Source organism: Mesorhizobium sp. M0601 (assembly GCF_040320845.1).
Taxonomy (GTDB): domain Bacteria; phylum Pseudomonadota; class Alphaproteobacteria; order Rhizobiales; family Rhizobiaceae; genus Mesorhizobium.
Genome location: NZ_JAMYQK010000012.1, coordinates 1 through 16,634, shown reverse-complemented (window position 1 = coordinate 16,634; position 16,634 = coordinate 1). Strand labels below are relative to the sequence as shown.

The following is a 16,634-nucleotide window of genomic DNA, read 5'->3' as shown; positions in this document are numbered from 1 at the left end:
ATTACCATCGCGCGGAAAATACGTCAATAGTGCTGACATAATTTCCTGCTTCACACGGAGAAAAGATGACGAGCCACGCAGCCGCAGAGCCGATCAGGACGGCGATCACCGACGAGGACGGCATCGATTTCGCCATCATCGAGTTGTTCTTCTTCGCCTATCGCGACTTTACCTCCGATCCGGACCAGATCCTGGCCGATTACGGTTTTGGCCGCGCCCATCATCGGGTGTTGCATTTTGTCAATCGCCGGCCCGGCCTGACGGTCGCCGAGCTCCTCGATGTGCTCAAGATCACCAAGCAGAGCCTGGCGCGCGTGCTCAAGCAACTGATCGACACCGACCATATCGTGCAATTGCAGGGCCCCCGCGACCGCCGCCAGCGCGAGCTTTATCCGACGGCCAAGGGCCGTGCTCTGGCGCTGGCACTGGCGCGGCCACAGTCGCGCCGCATCCATGCTGCATTGGAAGATTCCGGAGCCACCGAACGCGCCGTTATCGAACGGTTCCTTGAAGCGATGGTAAATCCGGAACTAAGGGCGCAGATCGACATTGTGCCCGCAAAGATGTCAGGGAAAAACCATGGAGACCATTGAGAGGGTTGATCATCCGACAGCACCGGAAGACGACGCGCCGCATCTGCTGGTGGTCGACGACGACACCCGTATCCGCAATCTTCTGAAACAGTATCTGACCGAAAACGGTTTTCGCGTCACCGTCGCCGGAAATTCCGGCGAGGCGAGGCGCAAGCTCGCCGGCCTCGACTTCGATCTGATCGTGCTCGACGTCATGATGCCGGGTGAAAGCGGCGTCGATCTCACCAAGGCGCTGCGGGCCGAGAAAAACGTGCCGATCCTGATGCTCACCGCACTGTCCGAAACCGACAGCCGGATCACCGGGCTCGAGGCCGGTGCCGACGACTATCTGCCTAAACCGTTCGACCCGCGCGAGCTGATCCTGCGCATCAACAATATCCTGCGCCGCGGCGGCCCCGCGACGACGCCCAAGGTCGAACAGCTGGTCTTTGGCCCCTATACGTTCCAGATCGCCAGGCGTGAGCTGAAGCGCGGCGGCGAGGCGCTCAAGCTGACCGACCGCGAGCAGGAAATCCTGGCGATCTTCGCTGCGCGTGCCGGCGAGACGATACCGCGGCATGAGCTTGTCGGCGATGAATCCGAGGTCGGCGAGCGCACGATCGACGTCCAGATCAACCGGCTGCGCCGCAAGATCGAACGCGATCCGTCCAATCCGGTCTGGCTGCAGACCGTGCGCGGTATTGGGTATCGGCTCAGTGTGGAATAGCGGTTCCTCTACTAAGGGGTTTCAATAGCTTACAGGTAAAACTGTCAAACCAAGCCACTTGGTTTGACAGTTTTTGTTCCTGCTCCGTGCCCGGCGATGGAATTGATCGCCTCATGCGCCAGGCGCACTTGATCGACCGCCTCGGTGTAGCGAACGATCTCATCAAGCTTCTTGTGGCCGGTGATCGCCTTGATTTGGTGCGGCGTGCAGCCGGCTTGGGCAAGGCGTCGGCTACATGCCTTTCGCAGACCGTGCGGTGAAAGCCCGACGTCGCCGCCTGCAAGGTCCTCTCGCAGTCCAGCGGCACGGACACACACCCGGAACCAGTTGGTGAAGGACTCGGGCTGGAACGGCTTTTCATATTGCGTCAGAAGAAAGGTGAGCTTGTCCTGGGACCCGGAATCAAGCGTGCCTTTGAGATGTGGATGAAGCGGGATCGAGACGGCCGTGCCTGTCTTTTGCTGCCGAATCGAGAGGACGTCGTTCTTGATGTGCTGCCGACCCATACCAATCACGTCGGCGCGCCGCTGGCCCGTAAACAGCAGGAGATCCAGCGCGAGTCGGGCACGGGTGCCCTCTGCGTGCGCCGCATAGAACGCGACAATGTCCTGCTCCTCCCAGGTGATGAATCCACCCGTTTTGATTTTCATACGCCGTATCCGGATCGTCGGATCGTCCTTTCGCATCCCCATGTCGATGGCGCGCCCCATCAGGAGCTTCATCATCTTCAGCAGTTCGTTGGCCGCGCCAGGATGTTCAGCCTTTTTGTCCATCATCTTGAGCACGTGCTTGCGTTCGATCCTAGCGACCGAGCCAATGCCGTATTCAATACGGATGCGCTCGAGTGCGTTCCGATACGTTTTCTGGCTCGCCTTGGCTAGATTTCTGAAATCGGCGCTGCCGTAGTAGGAGAGGATCAGCGACCCGATTGTGCCGGGCTGGGTTCGATCAGCGCCTATCATGGTTGTTGGCGCCGCCCTGCCGGCTTCCCACGCCTTCAGTGCCGCCCCATAGGCGTCCATGAACTCCGTCGAGTAAGGAAGACCTGGCAGGGTAGTGTTCGAGTGTCTGAAATAGTGCCGCGAACGGCCGGTTCGATCAATGAAGGCTTTAACGTGCTTCGGCAGCTTACGCTTCATTGGACGAGCCGATCCCACTCGTTGTCGGAATCTTGAGAGTCGGAAATCCCGCTCAGTCCGTCAAGCGCCCTCTCGAGTGCGCGGACATCCCAGCGCTTGACGCGAGGGAGCGGCAACGGCGGCGGCATGATGCCTGCCCGCACCAGCTTGTCGAAATATCCGACGCTCGCGCCCACGAAGCTGGCGGCTTCCGCGCGGCCAAAGACGCGGCGGTCCGATGGCGGCAGCGCATGTATCAGCCCACAGTTGATCATCATCATGGCAAAGTTCTCCCTCTACCAATCGATATAGCGCTAGTCGCCGGCCAGGAGCGGCAGTTCCACAAATAATTTGGAACCGAAGAAGGCTCAGCGACGAGTAGACTTGCGAGAGCGGATTGAACTCTGAGAGACTGGAAGTAAAATCAGGAGCTTACGAGACAGCTCGTAACACTGTGACGTTCATCAAATGACCTTGGCATCAGATCGAACGCTGAGCGGTGCGAAGTCAAACCGAGGCCGGAAGCTCTTTGCCGCGGCCGAGAGCGCGCGCCAGACGATCGTCCAGGCTTGCCATCTTCTCCCGCTCGGCTTCGAGCAACTCGAAGAACGGAAGATAGGCGAGCCCTCGCTTGCCCTGCCCCTGGATTAAGCCAGCGAGCGTGGCGAGAGCCTCGTCGATCTGTTCGATGGTAACTTCGGTCATTGGTTTCGGCTTTGTCTTCATATGTCCTGCCGGAAGCGCTTCTAAATGTCCGTGACTTGCCAGGATTTGCATGGCCTGTGTGAGCATTGCGTCAAACTGCTGGCGAATATCTTTCCGATCATTGATGGGCATAGTCGTCCAGACGGCTCTGTCTGCATCGTGAACTTGGATGCCATATCCACTTGGCACCTTTCGCCTGACCACCGTTCCTGACGCTCTGTAGGCAAGTCTCCGTTCGCCGCTCGCATCTTTCGCCTTCAACTCAATCGACCACTCCAGCGCCGGTGTGATTTTGCAAAAGAACAAAGGCTCATCGTGTTTGTTCGACATCGCTCGTTACCTTCCTTTGGGAATAACTCTAGCGCCGTGGCTTACGGCGCCCTGCTTTGCGCGCCGATCCCGAAAGGTCTCAGCCAACAGACATGCAGGCAAGCTAATCTAAGCGCAATATTATCTGCAGAATTAGTTTTGGGGAACGGGGCATCGGCGCTTGCTTGCATTGTTGCACTAGGCGATGTTACCGCTGGACAAGCAATAAATGGGGGGATGGAAACGTGAAGCGATTTGTTTTGTTGACGTCGATGTTCGCTGGCGTGGCAGGGTGTGCCACACCCCCTGACAAGATCGCAGGTGTTCCAAATGCAGGCCCGTGCACGCAGGCGGACCGAGAGCGTTTGGCCGTCATATCAAATCAGCAAAACAAGGCGGCGACAGGCGACGCCTTGGGCGTATTTCTCATAGGCGTGCCCGTCTCCTCTATGTCAGGAGGCGACCACGAAACCGAGATCGCAATTCTCAAAGGGCGCTGTGGCGCGCCAAAAATCTAGCATGGCCAAACTGCCGCGGGCTCATAAGGAATTGCCCTTAGCCGACAAGCCAGCTTCGACTTACGTTGTGAGCGTTTTCGAAAAGCCCTTCTGGCGGACGGTTCTTACCACGGACAAGGCCAAGGCCGAAGCCACTGCGAAGGAGGTTGGCAAGACCGCCAGGATCGAAGAGATCTCCCCGAAGAAGAAGAAACGCCAAACGGCGGCGTTATGCGCTTCCGCTAGTTTCAGTGTCTTCGTCAAGGGCCATCGGCACAGGCAGATAAGCATTGGTAATGATCCAATCGCCAATCACTGTCTTGACAGTTCCGACTTGGAAACTTCCATTTCAGCGGCTAGCCCAGCAAGCGATTCTTCGACCTTCGGATCTAGAGCAATGCCGGTCACGTTTCTGAGCATCAGAGCGGCCCTGCGAAGCATGATCTGAACATCAGCGCGGGAGATGTCTGCAATCCGATCGGCGGCGCCTTCAAGCTCTTCTGCGAAGGTGAGGCGGGTCATTCGATGCTCTCGGTGTCAACGATATCGTTCACCATCTGCCCGGTGCTCGAAACAGAAACAGTGCGGAGCCTGCCTAGCCCTGGCAAATCCCCATCCGGCATCCTTGCCGCAGTCGAGATGCTCACACCTGTGATGCTGAATGCCTGGTCGTGGAACCGGTTCGGCGGCGCCGGGAAGGCGAATGATCTGTTCGTCGCTCATCGGAAAGCCATCAAAGCAGCGAGCCTTGTGCAGGCGCCTGCAGCGGAACTTTGATCTGTGTAGCAGGCTTCTCGACGATGACGAGGGCATCATCTGGCGCCGTCCGCTGCAGCCGTTTTGCTTCCGACCATGGCGCGGTCAGCCAAGTCTCGGCTTCGTCTCGCGAGGTCAGGATCACCGGCATTGCCTTTTCGTGGATCGGCTCGATTAACGCGTTTGGCTTCGTGGTCATGAAAGCATAAAGCTCATGATCGCCGGGGCCTTCCTTGACCTTGCGGACCCCATGCCAGCGCGTCCACAGGCCCGCGAAGAAGAACAGCGCCCGGTCCTCGTTGAGGGCGAACCAGAAGTTGCGCTGAATGCCCGTCTCCGGATCCTTGTCGCCAGCCGTGGGGCTGGGCTCGGCAAAGCTCGTCACCGGCACCACGCAGCGGTGCTCGATGCCGACATACTGCTGCCAGTGGCCATATTGCGGGTTGCGAATGTTCGTCGTGCCGGAATCGGCGTTGCCTTTGACGCGCTCCAAGGGCGTCGGCATTCCCCAGCGCAGCTTGGCAAGCTCGCGATTCCCGTCCTGCGCATTGCGGACGACCGGGCCGAACTGGTTGGGATAGATGTCGATAGACGGCTCAAGGTTGCCCAGGAGGTCGCGCAAGGCTCCGGTCCATTGGCGGATCGCCTCTTGGCTGGTGGTGATGTTGTAGAGGTTACACATGTCGTTGCCTTAGTTGCGCAGGGCCTGGGGAACGCTCAGCGGCCCGAGATCGAGAATTCTCTTGTATTCGCCAGTCCGGCGCCAGACGCCGCGTGCGTTGCCGTTTTCCCGATCGCGCTTGGGATCGAACATCATGCCCCCGAGGTGGTCAAGGAAGACCAGTGCGGACGCCTGATCGGCGAAGCAGTAAAGCCGCCAGGTCTCATATGTCTGATCCGGCCATATCGCCTGCACCTGCCTTGTCAGTGGAACCAGGCCGCGATCTTCGCAAAATTCGCTGATCAGCGTGAAGCTGTGTCCTGTGCATAGGTCATCGGGCAGCGCGATCTGACAGGGCCATTCCCGGTCGATCCTGGCCGGCGACGGACCGCGGCTGCGCGGCATCAATGCGATACGGCGGGCTTCTTTTTGCTTTCGGTCAGATAAATATCCGTCTGTTCGCGCATCTTGCCCGAAAGCGCCAAGGCCAGTTCCAAGCTGTCCGGGTAGATCGCTAGAATCCAAGTGGCCGTAAGTTCAGCGATCGCGTGTTTCTGACTGACATCAGATAGGCCGCGCATTCGCTTTGCCATCTTGATGACGGAGCGATGTATGGCAGGCCGTTCACGCCTCACCGTTGCGTGGATTTCGGGCTGCTCGGCCGCAGTGACATTGATCGGTCTCATAGTTTGCGCTCCACTTTTGCCCTCAGTGAACAAAAAGAGAACAATAGAGTCAAGGGCCTCTTGACCCGAGAGGAATATGTTCCTCATCTCTACGGATGCTGACCTGCCACTGAGAATTTCCTCCATCTGAGATTAGAGTCCGGGCCTTGATTGAAGGACGGACTGATAAAGAGAAAGCGGTTTACGGAAGAGCAGATCTTCGCGGTTCTGCGCGAGCATGAAGCGGGTGCGAAGGCGGGCGATCTTGCCCGCAAGCACGGGATCTCCGAGGCGACGCTGTATAACTGGAAGGCGTATGGGGATGGACGTATCCGACGCCAAGCGGCTGAAGGCCTTGGAAGACGAGAACGCCAAGCTGAAGAAGCTGCTCGCAGACCAGATGCTCGAAGCCTCGGCATTGCGCGAGCTTCTATCAAAAAAATGGCAGGGCCCGTCGCCAAGCGCGAAGCCGTAGCGCATCCGCGGGCCGTCATGGGCCTATCGGAGCGTCGGGCCTGTTCCTTTGTCGACGCCGATCGTAAGATGATCCGCTACCAGTCTCGCCGCGCCAGAGACGGAGCTGCGTGGTCGGCTGCGTGACCTCGCGAACGAGCGCCGGCGCTTCGGGTATCGACAGCTGTTCATTCTGCTCAGGCGCCAGGGCGAGGCATCGGGGATCAACCGTATCTATCGTCTTTACCGCGAGGAAGGACTGACGGTGCGCAAGCGTCGGACGTGACGACGGGCCGTCGGCACGCGGGCGCCGATCCTGGTCGAGGCAAAGCCGAATGCGCGCTGGTCGCTGGATTTCGTGCATAACCAGTTCGCCTGCGGCCGGCGCTTCCGCCTGCTCAACATCGTCGACGACGTGACGCGCGAATGTTTGGCCGCGATCCCGGACACCTCGATCTCCGGCCGTCGGGTTGCCCGTGAACTGACGGAACTGATCGCTCACCGCGGCAAGCCGCGCATGGTCGTTTCCGACCATGGCACCGAGTTCACCTCGAACGCCGTCCTCGCCTGTGTCGAAGGATCACGGGATCGAATGGCACTACATCGCGCCAGGCAAGCCGATGCAGAATGGTTATGTGGAATTCCTTCAACGGTCGCAAGCGCGACGAGCTCCTGAACGAGAGCCTGTTCTTGGCCTCGACCACGCCCGTAACGCCATCGCCGAATGGCGGGAGGACTTCAACACCGCAAGGCCCCATTCCTCACTCGCCTACCAGACCCGACAGCCTATGCTGAGGTCATCACCGCAACCGGCCACGACGCTGTGCTGATGGAAGGCTCCGCGCCTCCGCCGGTTGCTCAACCCGCGCCAAGAGGCGTAACAGAAACGGCCAAAGCTCTAATCGCCACTGGATGACAGTTCAGTGGCAGGTCACCATCTATCAGGGCCAGCCACTAAAGTGCGCAGTTGCGTTCGGCAATGCCGCCTGTTCATAACGTCCGAGGCGCATTGCTACTCCCTAAGTCAGCGGTTAGCGTCAATTGCCAGAGGGGGTGGAAAATGGCTAAAGATTTTAAACATAATCCCGTTGTAATTCGGCCTGACACCACGATCGGAAACATATCGGCGGAAGCGGACGATGACTTCCTGTTCGAATGCTTCGTCGATCATCCAGCACTAGAGGCTGCCAGAAGCTCGAAAACCTCGAAGATGTTCGTCTCAGCTCGAACAGGCAGCGGAAAAACTGCCCTTTTAAGAAAAATAGAACAGCAATTTGCAGTCACAACGTCTGTCGTCGACCTTCCGGGCTTGTCGATGGACTATGTGGCAAACTCGGACATAATTCGGTTTCTAAAGTCACTCGAAATCGACTTGGATCTCTTTTTTCAGGCGCTGTGGAAGCATGTCCTTTGTCTTGAATACATCAGGCTGAGATACAACGTCAAAAATGCGGAGCGGTCGAACGAAATATTCGGGTGGCTTAAGGATTTTTTCCGATCTGACGAGCGCCGAGCTTCTGCCCTGAAATACCTCGCTCAGTGGCAGGGTAGGTTTTTCATCACAATGGATGAGAACATAAAAGAACTAACCTCAAAACTAGAGTCTAAGATTACCGGAGAGCTCGGGGCCGAAATAGAGAAGTTCTCTGCGAGGGCAGGCTATACAAGGACGTTGAGCGCCGAAAAAAAATCTGAATTAGTGGCTCGCGCGAAGAAAATAGTTAATTCTGCTCAGCTAGCTGACCTCAACCGGGTTCTTGAATTGCTCTCCAACGTCGATAGCACTGACAAGTATGCAAGCACATACTACATTCTTATCGATAGGTTAGATGAGAAGTGGGTGGATGAGGCGGTCCGTTTTGATCTCATTCGCGCTTTGATTGAATGCCTTCGCACTTTTAATAAGGTTTCAAATCTAAAGGTTGTTGTTGCTATTCGCGAGGATGTTCTTGAGAGAGTGGTTCAAGAAACAAGGGATATCGGCTTTCAACGCGAGAAATATGATGACTACTTTTTACGCGTGATATGGACCGAGGATCAGTTAAGGGAGCTGGTCAGAAAGAGGTTTAACTTGCTATATAGGCGAAAATACACGTCAGATAACGTGACATTTTATGATATTTTTCGCAATAAAGTCGGGCAAAAGGACCCAATGGATTACATACTTGAAAGAACTCTTTATAGGCCCAGGGATGTAATTTCATTCATAAATGAATGTTTTGAACGAGCTCAGGGCGACAAGGAGGTTACCGCCAAAATTATTAAGGACGCCGAGTCTGAATATTCTCGAATTCGAATGCAGGCTCTCATTCAAGAATGGCAGAGTGCATTTCCATCACTTTCGATCGCGTTCCGGCTTTTGTCGAATCGTCGGGGACGTTTTAAATCCACAGAGATAGCCGCGAAAGACTTTCTTGATGACTTCGTTCTCGAGGTAGATCAAGCCCCCTCCTGGGACAATGATCCGATTAAGGAGAGTGTTGTGCGTTATATGAGCGAAGACTCAAACGACAACATGTTAGGCGTGGCACGAATATTGATTAGTGAACTTTATAGAATCGGAGCTGTCGGACTAAAGACGTCTTCTGGTGAGAGATATATTTATTCATATCAAGATGTCCCCGTCATCAGCCCGGACGCGATAGACCTGGAAACCAAGATTCACATTCATCCGATGCTACATCGTGCATTGAACGTGCAAGATCAAGCGCGATGAGGCGAGTAAGAAAGGGCAAACCCGATCCGTCCGTTCGCCGCCCCTGTCGCCGATCATTTTTTGCCCGGTTCGTAGGCCCTGCACGCCGGAGTCAGTTGGCTCATTTGCTGTTTCAGAAAATGTTAGCAGTGTCTTATGCGTGTTTCTCAATCACGATCCTCAAGCCTGAGGACGTCCTCTGGTTAGCGGGGCCAACAGAGAGGAAGCAACCATGAACCTCAGAACCGCCTGTTTCGCAGCGCTCGCTTTCACCGTTATAGGTGGCGCGGCACTGTTCGCGGATGCCAAAGCCAATGCGACGGACACTTCACCGGCCTGTCACAAGACCTCTGTTTCCATGAGAGGATAAGGCTGTGCCCGCAGTCGGCTCCTGACAAAGTGGGGAAATGCCTCTTGATATCTTCACAACGCGGTGATGCAAAAGCAGGCCCGCTATACGCTCCCGCTAGTTTCGCTGTCCTTGTCGATTAAAGGAATCGGCAGATAGGCATTTGTTTCCAACCACTCGCGCAACACTATGTAATGACGTCCGACCGACCAATTCCCATCTCGGCCGCTATGGAATTCAGCGAGTCTTCAGTCGCCGAGTCCAGCGGGACGCCGGCGACGTTTTTGAGCATCAACCAGCGCGACGAAGAGGAATCTGAAGGTCCGCGCGAGAGATATCCGCTATGCGATCGGCGGCGGGCGATAGACAAGGTCATCGGAAAATCCTTGCACCTACAATACCAAGCCAACGTGCAGCACCAACGCCGCATGTGCAAATTCCGCACCCGCAAGGACGCGCATCGACGATCCACAGTCGAAGATGGCGTCGTCGACGGGATTATCATAGCCAGTCCGCTAAGGCATGGCGGCGTTCGGTGAAATCAGGTCGGCCCCACGGGCTCGGGCGATGACGGAGTCGGCAATCAATGCCGAACGACTACTCAACAGGTGGCCGCCCTGTGCCATGTCGACCTCTTCCAACATGTCGGCGCCCAGGCGATCAAGAACCCTGGCGGCTACTTCCGCGCCTACATCAGGATGATTGCCGAGAGGCGGGTGGATCTGGTCGAGGAGATCGCCGCGATGAAGAGACGGCGATCTCACTAGTGGGCTCGCCTTGGAAAGACTCGATCATTTCCATGTGATGTGTGTAAAGAATACCAGCTGCCTTGACTTCACTACGCAAGGTTTGAAGCGCCATGAATAAGTTCGTTCTAGCCGCCGGTCTTTTGATACTTTCTTCAACCGTGCGTGCCGGCGAGGCAGGGACGGATTGGTCGTTCCCTGAAAAGGAGCTTTTTGGCGTGGGTCCGGAGGCAACCCCGGCTGACCCTCCAGCTATGGACCAGGACGAGTGGGGGCACATCCCATCTATACAGCAACCTCCGCCTCCGCCTCCGCCTCCACCTCCACGTGCAAAACCCACTCCGCCTAAAGCAAAGGCACAGAAAGCACCTGCTGCAGAGTTGCATCGACAAGCGGACGAGATCGCCCGCAAGGTGGACCAAATTCGTTCGGACAGATGGACACTACATCGCTTACTTTCATTATTGGTTGCTGCTGTTTTTCCGGAGCAGATGGCTGCGATCTATGCAGCGAACGAGCTATATAACGCATTCCAAGAAACCAAAGATGACATAGAAAAAGAACGCCATTGGTGGACAAATTTACTTGCAAGGGAGCTAGGGGGTGGAAGCACTGAGAGCCTAGCCGATAACTTGAAGGAAGCATTGAGGAATGGTGACTTTATCTTATCTAATGAATTACCCAATATTGCTTTACCAAATGACATCAAGAACGCGCAGAGACAGTTGAGTGATGTTTCCCAATTCATAACACCAGGATTGTTAAGGATCGCGAAGTCGTTTGGCCCAATTTGGGTCCGGAACAACTGTGGGTTTGATATTAAATACGCCTTGGTCTTTCAGCGTCCGGGCGGTGTTTGGGTCATTCGGTCCTGGCAGGACTTAAAGAAGGACTTCGGTGGATTTTTGAAGGCGGGAGAAATTGTGACCAACAACCCAGGTTTTTATGTTTTTGCGCGGTGGAATAATCGTGATGGAGTTTTTGGACTCGAGAACGATCCGCAAAGTCGTCAATTTCACGTGGGCAGCGAGTATTTAAGATTCGCCTACCGCCTTGGCTTACCAGGAATAGTCCAGGGTTCGACGAACTTCATGGTGTCTGTCTGTGAACCGTCCTAAAGTTGCCTTTTAACAATTCTTGGAGTGGGAACTAGTCAGCGCACTGTCTGCGATCGATGCTCTCATGGCAGTCTTCGTCATTTTGGTTTTTGCATACATCGGAGATCAATATTACATGATTCGGGGCGGCGCGTTTATAGGCATGGCTCTCGGCTTCGTCGCGGCCGCCATTCTGTGGCGGCTTGGCTGCCCTGCGCCTGATCGAGAGACATCTAAGGGTGCTGGCTGATGATCTGCGCTATCGCCAGCGAGGTTCTAAAGTCGAGCAACTTCTCGACCAGGCGCTCGCCGGCCCGTAGAATCGGATCCAGTCGAGAATCATGTCGCAGGGACACGCGGTGTCGGCGGTCGGCGAGCCAGGCCATGGCCTCGGTCACGATCACGATCACGCTGATGTCGGGGGCGTTGGCGGCGAAGAAGGCGCGCAAGAATCAAGGTTCAAAGGATGCGCACTCCCAGCTGTATCGACCGTTCTGCAGCGTAGCGGTCTCAAATCGCAGGCCGAAGTGATCAGGTATGCGTCGAGCAAAGTAAGCGACGCGCTCCCCGGCGAGCCCGCTGGGCAGCTCGAGCATCGGCTTGCTAGAACTTGATCGCTAGCGCACCCCGGCGCTCTCTGACGAGCTGGCCGTTAGCGCTAAGCACCATGCGGGCTCTGAAACCATGATGCCCACAGAACAACGCTCTGCTCGCCTAGCTGTCTTGATTGATGCGGATAATGTCCCAGCAAAGATGATCGGCCGTGTCATCACAGAGATGGAAAAATACGGCCAGTTAGTGGTGAGGCGAGCCTATGGCGATTTTGCCGGACCACAAGGGGTGGTGTGGGAGGAGACGTTGGTCCGGCACGCAATCGTGCCACGTCATTTGGCGATTTCCGGCAGGGGCAAGAATGCTGCCGACATCGCGCTAGTAATCGATGCAATGGATCTTTTGCACGGTGGCGCCTTCGGCGGATCTTGTATCGTATCGAGCGACAGCGATTTCGCCGACCTCGCGATCCGCATCCAGGAGCAGAACCTCGAATGCTATATTTTCGGCGGTGAAAGCACGCCCGAACGGCTAAAGCGAGCGTGCAGCCGCTTCGTTTACCTGGAGAACCTGAGGTTCGATCCGTTGCATGGAGCTCATCACCCCAAAATGAAGCCGCTACGCCCGCTCGGCGATGCCCATTTTATCGTGAAGAGTGCAATGGCCAGCCTTGTTGATCATCCCGCAGACTGGGTGGCGATTGACCTTCTCGAGCGTGAACTTGAGCGCCGAAGCACCGATTTCGATACGCGAACTTACGGACATGTTCGATTGAGAGATCTGCTTGTTGCACTCAAACGTCCGTTTGTCGTCGATGGGCCACGCGATTCTGCTGGGCGCGTCAGAATACGACTGGCGAAATCAGGCCGAAAGGTGGTCGCCCCGAAGGGGTGACCCAGCGAGCGGCGTGCTCAGGCGAACTCACTAGAGAGTTCGAAGACCGAACTGCGGCGGCGGACCGCCGCAGGTGCACTCTGTCGGCCACCCCTGACGCGCCTCGACTAAACAAGGGCGCGGTTTGATCCGCGCCTTTGTTATTTTTGTTCCGCAATCGATCAGGTAGGCGAAACCGGCGCGATGTTGCCGGTGACGCCATTAATGAAGCCTTCCAAGAAGATCACTCGTATCTGGAGTTCCAGACGAGTCATTGTTTCGATGCGCTTCTTCAACCGAAGCTTTTCGGTGGTGGTCGCTTCGCCCTCAGGAAGCTGCATTGGAGCGACCCCCATCGACCGGCTTAGGCGGAAACGCCGTCAGTTTTGGACTGCGACGCCTTGAACCGCCCGCAGTCAACCATTCTCGATGCCGCGTCGCCAATAGCTTCTCCGCAAGTGTGAGCGGCGGCAAGGGCTCTCCGTCGGAATACGTCAACGGCATTCCGGCAACAAACGGCTCGTTGTGCCCGTGGTGCCACTGGATATTGTAGAACCCGAGCGTGTCGGCTTTGTTTTTCCGCTTGCCAATCAGCAGGATGACAGTTTCGCGAGTGAGCTCAGGCCAAGGATCACCGATCTTCATTGCCTGGACGACCGCAGCGTTAACGTCGCCAATCACTTCGTCAGCGTCGGGCGATCCACGTCCGTGGATCAATGTCGTCGCCACGTCTAAGAGGGTCACCGGCGGATACAGAGACGCTGAATAGCCGCTCTCAGCAAGTTCAGCGTTTACGCGATTGATCGATGCTTCAATGAGCTCGCGAACGCTGCGCCCATCCCTAAATTGATCGATAACGTTGATCATGATAATGTTCTCCTTGTGATCGGCAGGACTAAGCCCCTGCCGTGCCTACGTCGCCGGAGTGAGATCGGGCTCAATCGAAAATCACTCCGGCGAAATTTCTTTGCTCAGTCGAGACGCTCCGCCTTCACCTGTGTTGACGGGAACACGTAGCGAGCCGGCGCCCTCAATTGGGTCTGAATTAGCCTCAGGCGATCGATCTCGGCGAACGACTCCTTCAGCGCTTCTACGTCGCCCCTTGGCAGGTTCGCACTTACCTCCAGGGCGTCGTCAATTGCCTTGCCTATCTCAGCAAGCTTGTATTGATTGATCAGCACCGACAGTTCATCGGCGGCGTCGAGGCAAGCGCCCAAGATGCCTACGGCACGTTCAAGCGCCGTGACCGGCTCGTCGCGCTCATACTCGGATTTGAAATTCTGAATCTCTGTTCTCAGAAAGTCAGGACCAGAAATATGGACTCCGTAAGCGTCTAAGCTGCCTTCAAACGGAAAGTCTCGATCACCAACAAAATCTGAGAAAGACCGCTTCAGATAACCAGGCTTGGTCGGCATGGCCTTCGCCGCCGCTAGTTCGGCGGCCTTCTGGCGTTCGCGGTAGCGTTTCTGTTTTTCAGCGGGCGTAAGGACCATGATCGATTCTCCGGTAGCAGTCACGGTTCTGGTAACACGGTTACCGTTACCACGTCAACGGGGATTCGACGAAGGCTTCGCGAATACATCCTGGCGCACTTGAGGCCCTGCCATTATTGCGCGAGTCGGGAAGTAGCTCTTTGACTAAATCTGGACGACTGATCAGGACGAGCCACCGTTCACAGGAGGGCTCACTGGGCCGCTCCGGCACCGGATGCTGCACTGTGGTGCTGCGCACTGCGGCGCTCTCTGGCGGCCACCCCTGACAGCGTGGCGAGTGTATTCGGCGCCCTGCGACCGGATGCACTCTTGCTACACCTCGCTGACCTCCAGGACATCGGATGGTTCATGGACTTCCGCCGATACCCCAAGACGATACGCCGTGAATGAAGTACGCATCCGGTGAAGACCGCAGACGTGCGCATCCGGCAGCCAGGAGAACCTGAGCACCGGAGTGCTGGGGTCAAGCTTTCTTTGGGGAGACGCGATGATATTCTTCGAGGAGGAGTTTGACCTCCTCGATGCCTTCATCGGTGAAGGCCAAGATCCCGTCGTCATCGTTGGCGCCGTAGACCCAGATGACGCCGTCCTCGGGCTCGAGACCGAGGGTCAGGTCCTGGATGAGCGCTTCGCTGACGCCGAGGTCCCTGGCGACACGATCGACGGTGTAGACGTGATGCACCTTATTGCGCTGCATGATCAGGCCGCCGCTGGTTGGGTCCGCAATTTTGCGGATCTCCAATTCCACGGCAGCAAATCATCGATCCGATGGGCCGGATAGGCGGGCAGTCGGGCGAGGACGTCGGCGAGCCAGGCCTGCGGGTCGACATCGTTCATCTTGGCGCTGACGATCAGGCTGTAGAGAACGGCAGCGCGCTGTCCGCCGCGATCGGAACCGCAGAACAGCCAAGACTTTCTGCCGAGAGCGATGCCGCGCAGGGCTCGCTCGGCTGCATTGTTGGATAGGCAAATCCGCCCATCGTCGAGGAACCGGGTGAAGGATGACCAGCGGCGCAGCATGTAGTTGAAGGCCTTGGTCAGATCGTGTCCGCGCGAGAGCTTGTCGCGCGTCTTGATCATCCAGCGCTCGAGCTCGGTGACCAGCGGCGCGCTCCGCTCTTGGCGCACGGCGTGGCGTTGGGCCGGCGACAGGCCGTTGATCGCGCGCTCGATATCGAACAGGGCATCGATGCGCTTCACGGCTTCGACCGCCAGCGGATAGACGAGGTTGGGCTTCTCGCCGTGCGCCTTCTTGCGCGCCGCCGCTTCGACATCGGCCAGCTCAAATACTTTGCGCCGGCTGTGGGCCCAGCAGCTGGCCTCCAGAACAGGCGCCGGCTGACGACCCGTCGCATAGAGATCGCCATAACCACCAAAGGCATCGGCCTGCAGAATGCCGCTCCAGCCGGCGAGATGCGTCGCGGGATGTTCGCCTCGGCGATCGCGGGAATAGTAGAACACTGCCGCCGGCGGATCGGCGCCGCCGAACGGTCGGTCATCGCGCACATAGGTCCATAATCGGCCGGTATCGGTCTTGCCCTTGGCCAGGACCGGCACCGTCGTGTCGTCGCCGTGCAGACGCGAAGCGGCCAGCACATGGGCTTCGAGCTGCTTGAACAGCGGCATCAGCGCCGCGGCGCCGGCGCCGACCTGGTCGGCGAGCGTCGACAGGCTGAGCGGCACGCCTTCGCGGGCATAGCGTTCGGCCTGGCGGTTAAGCGGCTGATGCTGGCCGAACTTCTCGAACAGGATCATCGCCAGCAGGCCGGGACCGGCCCAGCCGCGCGGGGTGGCGTGGAAGGGCGCCGGAGCCTGGCTGATCGTCTCGCAGTCGCGGCAGGTGAACTTCTCCCGCACGTGCTGGATCACCTTCCATTGCCGCGGCACCACCTCCAGCGTCTCGGTGATATCCTCACCCAGCTTGCGCAGCCGATGACCGCCGCAGCAATGGCAAGCGGCCGGCGCCGGCTCGACCACGCGTTCGCGCGGCAGATGCTCGGGAAATGGCTGGCGCGCCGGTCGCTTGCGCATGTAAGGCGCCACCTCGGTGGTCCGGGCCGCGGCCTGTTCGGCGGCGATCTCGTCTTCCGTCGCGGTGCTCTCGAGTTCCTCGAAGGTGAGTTCCATCTGGTCGTGCAGGCGGGCTGAGCGTTCAGAACTCTGACCATGCAGCGCCCGCTGCAGCTTCCGGATCGTCAGATGCTGATGCGCGATCAGCGCCGCATCATCCGATGCCTTGGCCCTGGCGACCGCCAGTTCGGCCTCGACCAGCGCAGCGCGCGCGGCCTCGTCTTCGGCTCTGGCCAGCGCCGCGGTCAGCGCTGCTCTCAGCGCGCCAATATCGTCCGGAACAGCATCCTGGGCGG

General features: G+C 57.4%; 23 protein-coding genes and 1 pseudogene. 11 read left to right on the top strand and 13 right to left on the bottom strand.

The features are described from left to right. Window positions 1-65: 65 nt before the first annotated feature. Complete coding sequence (locus NKI41_RS13725; protein WP_352456926.1) at window positions 66-593, top strand: MarR family winged helix-turn-helix transcriptional regulator; 528 nt, start codon at window positions 66-68, stop codon at window positions 591-593. Continuing rightward, the gene (locus NKI41_RS13720) at window positions 580-1,299 is read left to right on the top strand and encodes a response regulator (RefSeq protein ID WP_023678415.1); all 720 of its coding nucleotides are present in this window, start codon (window positions 580-582) and stop codon (window positions 1,297-1,299) included. The genes NKI41_RS13725 and NKI41_RS13720 overlap by 14 nt, the downstream gene beginning before the upstream one ends. A gap of 44 nt (window positions 1,300-1,343) precedes the next feature. On the opposite strand, the gene NKI41_RS13715 is transcribed toward NKI41_RS13720, so the two are convergent. From NKI41_RS13715 to NKI41_RS13685, 7 genes are all read right to left on the bottom strand, one after another. After that, window positions 1,344-2,438 carry a tyrosine-type recombinase/integrase gene (locus NKI41_RS13715; protein ID WP_352683473.1) on the bottom strand — a complete coding sequence of 365 codons (1,095 nt, stop codon included), beginning with the start codon at window positions 2,436-2,438 and terminating at the stop codon, window positions 1,344-1,346. Further along, entirely contained in the window at window positions 2,435-2,698 is a 264-nt protein-coding gene (locus tag NKI41_RS13710) for an XRE family transcriptional regulator (RefSeq protein ID WP_352683471.1), read from the bottom strand. Before NKI41_RS13710 ends, NKI41_RS13715 begins: the two co-directional genes overlap by 4 nt. 226 nt (window positions 2,699-2,924) lie before the next feature. Next, a complete protein-coding gene (locus tag NKI41_RS13705) occupies window positions 2,925-3,452 on the bottom strand; it encodes a hypothetical protein (protein ID WP_352683469.1) in 528 nt (175 codons plus the stop codon). Window positions 3,453-4,240: 788 nt separating this feature from the next. After that, complete coding sequence (locus NKI41_RS13700; RefSeq protein WP_352683467.1) at window positions 4,241-4,450, bottom strand: hypothetical protein; 210 nt, start codon at window positions 4,448-4,450, stop codon at window positions 4,241-4,243. Window positions 4,451-4,661: 211 nt separating this feature from the next. Further along, window positions 4,662-5,366, bottom strand: a complete 705-nt coding sequence (locus tag NKI41_RS13695; protein WP_352683466.1) for an SOS response-associated peptidase — start codon at window positions 5,364-5,366, stop codon at window positions 4,662-4,664. Between the two features lie 9 nt (window positions 5,367-5,375). After that, window positions 5,376-5,750 carry a hypothetical protein gene (locus tag NKI41_RS13690; protein WP_352683464.1) on the bottom strand — a complete coding sequence of 125 codons (375 nt, stop codon included), beginning with the start codon at window positions 5,748-5,750 and terminating at the stop codon, window positions 5,376-5,378. Continuing rightward, window positions 5,750-6,031, bottom strand: coding sequence for a hypothetical protein (locus tag NKI41_RS13685; RefSeq protein ID WP_352683462.1), 282 nt, complete (start codon window positions 6,029-6,031; stop codon window positions 5,750-5,752). Before NKI41_RS13685 ends, NKI41_RS13690 begins: the two co-directional genes overlap by 1 nt. A 150-nt stretch (window positions 6,032-6,181) precedes the next feature. Here NKI41_RS13685 and NKI41_RS13680 point away from each other — a divergent pair. The 8 genes and pseudogenes from NKI41_RS13680 to NKI41_RS13640 form a co-directional block, all read left to right on the top strand. Then, window positions 6,182-6,283 (top strand): annotated as a pseudogene (locus tag NKI41_RS13680) (hypothetical protein); the annotation flags it as partial. A gap of 49 nt (window positions 6,284-6,332) precedes the next feature. Beyond that, window positions 6,333-6,485: a hypothetical protein gene (locus NKI41_RS13675; protein WP_352683641.1), complete on the top strand. Its 153-nt coding sequence runs from the start codon at window positions 6,333-6,335 to the stop codon at window positions 6,483-6,485. 105 nt (window positions 6,486-6,590) lie between these two features. Then, window positions 6,591-6,749 carry an IS3 family transposase gene (locus tag NKI41_RS13670; protein WP_352683632.1) on the top strand — a complete coding sequence of 53 codons (159 nt, stop codon included), beginning with the start codon at window positions 6,591-6,593 and terminating at the stop codon, window positions 6,747-6,749. Window positions 6,750-6,821: 72 nt separating this feature from the next. Beyond that, on the top strand, window positions 6,822-7,139 hold the full coding sequence (locus NKI41_RS13665; RefSeq protein ID WP_352683460.1) for a DDE-type integrase/transposase/recombinase: 318 nt from the start codon (window positions 6,822-6,824) through the stop codon (window positions 7,137-7,139). After that, window positions 7,084-7,293 (top strand): integrase core domain-containing protein, encoded by a 210-nt coding sequence (locus NKI41_RS13660; protein ID WP_352683458.1) that lies wholly within the window; start codon window positions 7,084-7,086, stop codon window positions 7,291-7,293. The genes NKI41_RS13665 and NKI41_RS13660 overlap by 56 nt, the downstream gene beginning before the upstream one ends. A 230-nt stretch (window positions 7,294-7,523) precedes the next feature. Continuing rightward, on the top strand, window positions 7,524-9,179 hold the full coding sequence (locus NKI41_RS13655; protein WP_352683456.1) for a P-loop ATPase, Sll1717 family: 1,656 nt from the start codon (window positions 7,524-7,526) through the stop codon (window positions 9,177-9,179). Window positions 9,180-10,115: 936 nt separating this feature from the next. Further along, window positions 10,116-10,274: a hypothetical protein gene (locus NKI41_RS13645; protein ID WP_352683454.1), complete on the top strand. Its 159-nt coding sequence runs from the start codon at window positions 10,116-10,118 to the stop codon at window positions 10,272-10,274. Window positions 10,275-10,366: 92 nt separating this feature from the next. Continuing rightward, window positions 10,367-11,371, top strand: a complete 1,005-nt coding sequence (locus NKI41_RS13640) for a hypothetical protein (RefSeq protein WP_352683452.1) — start codon at window positions 10,367-10,369, stop codon at window positions 11,369-11,371. A gap of 212 nt (window positions 11,372-11,583) precedes the next feature. On the opposite strand, the gene NKI41_RS13635 is transcribed toward NKI41_RS13640, so the two are convergent. Next, a complete protein-coding gene (locus NKI41_RS13635; protein ID WP_352683451.1) occupies window positions 11,584-11,799 on the bottom strand; it encodes a hypothetical protein in 216 nt (71 codons plus the stop codon). Window positions 11,800-12,034: 235 nt separating this feature from the next. Between NKI41_RS13635 and NKI41_RS13630 the strand changes: the two genes are divergently transcribed. After that, the gene (locus tag NKI41_RS13630; RefSeq protein ID WP_352683449.1) at window positions 12,035-12,796 is read left to right on the top strand and encodes an NYN domain-containing protein; all 762 of its coding nucleotides are present in this window, start codon (window positions 12,035-12,037) and stop codon (window positions 12,794-12,796) included. Between the two features lie 161 nt (window positions 12,797-12,957). Here the strand turns inward: NKI41_RS13630 and NKI41_RS13625 are convergent, their stop codons facing one another. From NKI41_RS13625 to tnpC, 5 genes are all read right to left on the bottom strand, one after another. Further along, window positions 12,958-13,116 carry a hypothetical protein gene (locus NKI41_RS13625; protein ID WP_352683447.1) on the bottom strand — a complete coding sequence of 53 codons (159 nt, stop codon included), beginning with the start codon at window positions 13,114-13,116 and terminating at the stop codon, window positions 12,958-12,960. Further along, a complete protein-coding gene (locus NKI41_RS13620; protein ID WP_352683445.1) occupies window positions 13,103-13,642 on the bottom strand; it encodes a hypothetical protein in 540 nt (179 codons plus the stop codon). The genes NKI41_RS13625 and NKI41_RS13620 overlap by 14 nt, the downstream gene beginning before the upstream one ends. Before the next feature lie 104 nt (window positions 13,643-13,746). Further along, window positions 13,747-14,268 (bottom strand): hypothetical protein, encoded by a 522-nt coding sequence (locus NKI41_RS13615; RefSeq protein ID WP_352683443.1) that lies wholly within the window; start codon window positions 14,266-14,268, stop codon window positions 13,747-13,749. A 463-nt stretch (window positions 14,269-14,731) separates the two neighbouring features. Next, window positions 14,732-14,965 carry a hypothetical protein gene (locus tag NKI41_RS13610; protein WP_023731894.1) on the bottom strand — a complete coding sequence of 78 codons (234 nt, stop codon included), beginning with the start codon at window positions 14,963-14,965 and terminating at the stop codon, window positions 14,732-14,734. A gap of 2 nt (window positions 14,966-14,967) precedes the next feature. Continuing rightward, window positions 14,968-16,634, bottom strand: a 1,667-nt coding sequence (tnpC, locus tag NKI41_RS13605) for an IS66 family transposase (RefSeq protein ID WP_352683441.1), incomplete at its 5' end; no start/stop codon positions are given.

What these genes read in the sequence shown, in the direction of transcription:
- NKI41_RS13705 (WP_352683469.1), bottom strand. Translation starts at nt 3,452, where the DNA reads ATGTCGAACAAACACGATGAGCCTTTGTTCTTTTGCAAAATCACACCG.
- NKI41_RS13620 (WP_352683445.1), bottom strand. Translation starts at nt 13,642, where the DNA reads ATGATCAACGTTATCGATCAATTTAGGGATGGGCGCAGCGTTCGCGAG.
- NKI41_RS13630 (WP_352683449.1), top strand. Translation starts at nt 12,035, where the DNA reads ATGATGCCCACAGAACAACGCTCTGCTCGCCTAGCTGTCTTGATTGAT.
- NKI41_RS13710 (WP_352683471.1), bottom strand. Translation starts at nt 2,698, where the DNA reads ATGATGATGATCAACTGTGGGCTGATACATGCGCTGCCGCCATCGGAC.
- NKI41_RS13675 (WP_352683641.1), top strand. Translation starts at nt 6,333, where the DNA reads ATGGACGTATCCGACGCCAAGCGGCTGAAGGCCTTGGAAGACGAGAAC.
- NKI41_RS13700 (WP_352683467.1), bottom strand. Translation starts at nt 4,450, where the DNA reads ATGACCCGCCTCACCTTCGCAGAAGAGCTTGAAGGCGCCGCCGATCGG.
- NKI41_RS13725 (WP_352456926.1), top strand. Translation starts at nt 66, where the DNA reads ATGACGAGCCACGCAGCCGCAGAGCCGATCAGGACGGCGATCACCGAC.
- NKI41_RS13655 (WP_352683456.1), top strand. Translation starts at nt 7,524, where the DNA reads ATGGCTAAAGATTTTAAACATAATCCCGTTGTAATTCGGCCTGACACC.
- NKI41_RS13610 (WP_023731894.1), bottom strand. Translation starts at nt 14,965, where the DNA reads ATGCAGCGCAATAAGGTGCATCACGTCTACACCGTCGATCGTGTCGCC.
- NKI41_RS13685 (WP_352683462.1), bottom strand. Translation starts at nt 6,031, where the DNA reads ATGAGACCGATCAATGTCACTGCGGCCGAGCAGCCCGAAATCCACGCA.
- NKI41_RS13640 (WP_352683452.1), top strand. Translation starts at nt 10,367, where the DNA reads ATGAATAAGTTCGTTCTAGCCGCCGGTCTTTTGATACTTTCTTCAACC.
- NKI41_RS13625 (WP_352683447.1), bottom strand. Translation starts at nt 13,116, where the DNA reads ATGCAGCTTCCTGAGGGCGAAGCGACCACCACCGAAAAGCTTCGGTTG.
- NKI41_RS13660 (WP_352683458.1), top strand. Translation starts at nt 7,084, where the DNA reads ATGCAGAATGGTTATGTGGAATTCCTTCAACGGTCGCAAGCGCGACGA.
- NKI41_RS13720 (WP_023678415.1), top strand. Translation starts at nt 580, where the DNA reads ATGGAGACCATTGAGAGGGTTGATCATCCGACAGCACCGGAAGACGAC.
- NKI41_RS13690 (WP_352683464.1), bottom strand. Translation starts at nt 5,750, where the DNA reads ATGCCGCGCAGCCGCGGTCCGTCGCCGGCCAGGATCGACCGGGAATGG.
- NKI41_RS13695 (WP_352683466.1), bottom strand. Translation starts at nt 5,366, where the DNA reads ATGTGTAACCTCTACAACATCACCACCAGCCAAGAGGCGATCCGCCAA.
- NKI41_RS13715 (WP_352683473.1), bottom strand. Translation starts at nt 2,438, where the DNA reads ATGAAGCGTAAGCTGCCGAAGCACGTTAAAGCCTTCATTGATCGAACC.
- NKI41_RS13615 (WP_352683443.1), bottom strand. Translation starts at nt 14,268, where the DNA reads ATGGTCCTTACGCCCGCTGAAAAACAGAAACGCTACCGCGAACGCCAG.